This window comes from Nocardia sp. NPDC059154 (genome assembly GCF_042755705.1).
In the GTDB taxonomy this organism is placed as follows: domain Bacteria; phylum Actinomycetota; class Actinomycetes; order Mycobacteriales; family Mycobacteriaceae; genus Nocardia.
This window is the reverse complement of sequence record NZ_JBHZCS010000191.1, coordinates 1-1934: the sequence shown is the minus strand read 5'-3', so window position 1 is coordinate 1934 and position 1934 is coordinate 1. Positions and strand designations below refer to the sequence as shown.

General features: G+C 68.5%; 2 protein-coding genes. Both read right to left on the bottom strand.

The features are described 5' to 3' along the window. A partial coding sequence (locus ACFXN1_RS51735; protein ID WP_379464183.1) for a tyrosine-type recombinase/integrase occupies positions 1-340 on the bottom strand: 340 nt, incomplete at its 3' end. Between the two features lie 201 nt (positions 341-541). Then, entirely contained in the window at positions 542-1765 is a 1224-nt protein-coding gene (locus ACFXN1_RS51730; RefSeq protein WP_379446613.1) for a site-specific integrase, read from the bottom strand. Positions 1766-1934 lie beyond the last annotated feature (169 nt).

Here is a 1934-nt window from a genome sequence, read left to right as displayed (position 1 = left end):
CGGTGCGCGGGTGCAGCGGCACGAGGCGGTCGCGGTCGAGTTTGGCGTGGTGGATCGTGATGATGCCGGTGTCGAGGTCGACATCCGCGCGGCGCAGGGCCACGGCCTCACCGATGCGCATGCCCGTGGCAGCGAGTAGCCCGAACAGGGTGGCCAAGGTAGTGGCGTGCAGCGGCCGGTTCAGTGCTCGCGCCGCCCCGATGAGCCGCTCGATGTCCTGTGGCGACCACAGGTAGGGAGCCGGTCGATGCCGATGGGTGGGGAATATCCCCGTCGGGGGTATCTCGGTGGCGGGGTCGAGGGTGGCCAGCCAGGCGCAGAACCGGCGGGCGACGCCCAAGTCGCCGGGCCCACTGGTCAGGGCCCGCGTCGGTGGATTGCCGCACCCAGGCGACGACCGCGTCACTGGTCACGGCCGCGTCGGCGCCGGTTTCATCGAGCCAGTCGGCGAATTGGGTCAGCCAGGTCCCGGCGCGTTCGAGTTTGTATCCCAGTGCCCGCCGGATCCGCAGATAGCTCTGGACGTGGTCGTGCAGTGTAGTCATCGCCGCGTCTCCTGTTCCGGCCAGGGGACGGCGAGTTGCCGCAGAGTCTCGATGTCGACACGGGCGTAGAGGGCAGTGGTTTGCAGGCTGTCGTGACGCAGGACCTGCGCGATCCGCGGTAACGGAACCCGCGCCGCGACCATCTCGCACGCCACGGTGTGACGCAGGCGGTGCGCGCCGACCTCGGCGATCCCGGCGCGGCGGCATGCGCGGCGCACCGTCGAGGACACCGTGCCGGCGGCGACCGGGGCATACGGCGCCCGCGCCCGCAGGAACACTTCCCGGCGGTCGCATGGTGGACGGCCCCGCCGTAGATAGCTGGCGATCGCCTCACCCACCTCCCACGGCAGCGGCAGCCGCTCGACCCGACTGCCCTTGCCGTGCACCAGGACCTCGCCCGCCCTCCAGTCGATGTCCTCCAATGTCAAACCCGCGACCTCGCCGCGGCGCAGTCCCAGCCGGAGCAGGGTGATGATCATCGCGTAGTCGCGTCGACCGAGCGCGGTCCGGCGATCACAACAGCCGAGCAGCGCCTTCATCTCGGCCCGCCCAATTCCCCGGGGAAGCGGCGATCCGCGGCGGCCGGTGGCCGACGGCGCGGCTTGTGACAGATCGGTAGAGGTCCGTCCGGTGACGAAACAGAACCGCAGCAGCGACCGAAGAGCCGCCACGAAGTTCTGCGTCGCGCTCACCGACACCGACTCCGACCGGTGCAGCACCGCCTCGGTGATGTCAGCGGCCCGTACAGCGGTCAGATCGGCACCGCCGGGCAGCTCCTCGACGAACCGGCGCGCGTGGTCGCGACATCCCCGGATCGTGCCGGACGCCAAGCCGCGTTCGGCTACCAAATAGTGCTCGAACGCGGCGACCAACGCCTCCACCGGCGACAACACGGCAGGCTGCCCGACCGAGGCGGCCACCCCCGAATCCCGCAGCACGTCCAGCACGCACAACAAGCCAGGACGCGACCACTGCGAACAGCTACCGCCGCCTATCCGCTGAAAGGCAAGGAATTCCCCGACCCGATCCACATTCAACTCCGCCACCCCGAGGCCGTTGCACGCCATCCACCGGCTCAACCGCCCCAACTGACGCAACTGAGGAACCACCGCCAGCCGGGTATAGCCCCGCCGCCGCAGCTCCCGCTCATAAGCACCCACGAACTGAGCCAACGGGCCGGTAACCACGACCCCGCTCACCCTGCTTGTCGCCTTGACCATGACTGTCTCCTTCCTCGATGAACCGGATGAAGACAATCCTCAAGCGACCTTCGTTATGCCGACCTCGATACACCGATCACGCCATACCGCAACAGCTTTCGCCACCGATCGGCACAACCCGCAGGTCGGCATAATCATGTTTGTGCCGACATCGGCACAACCACGACCT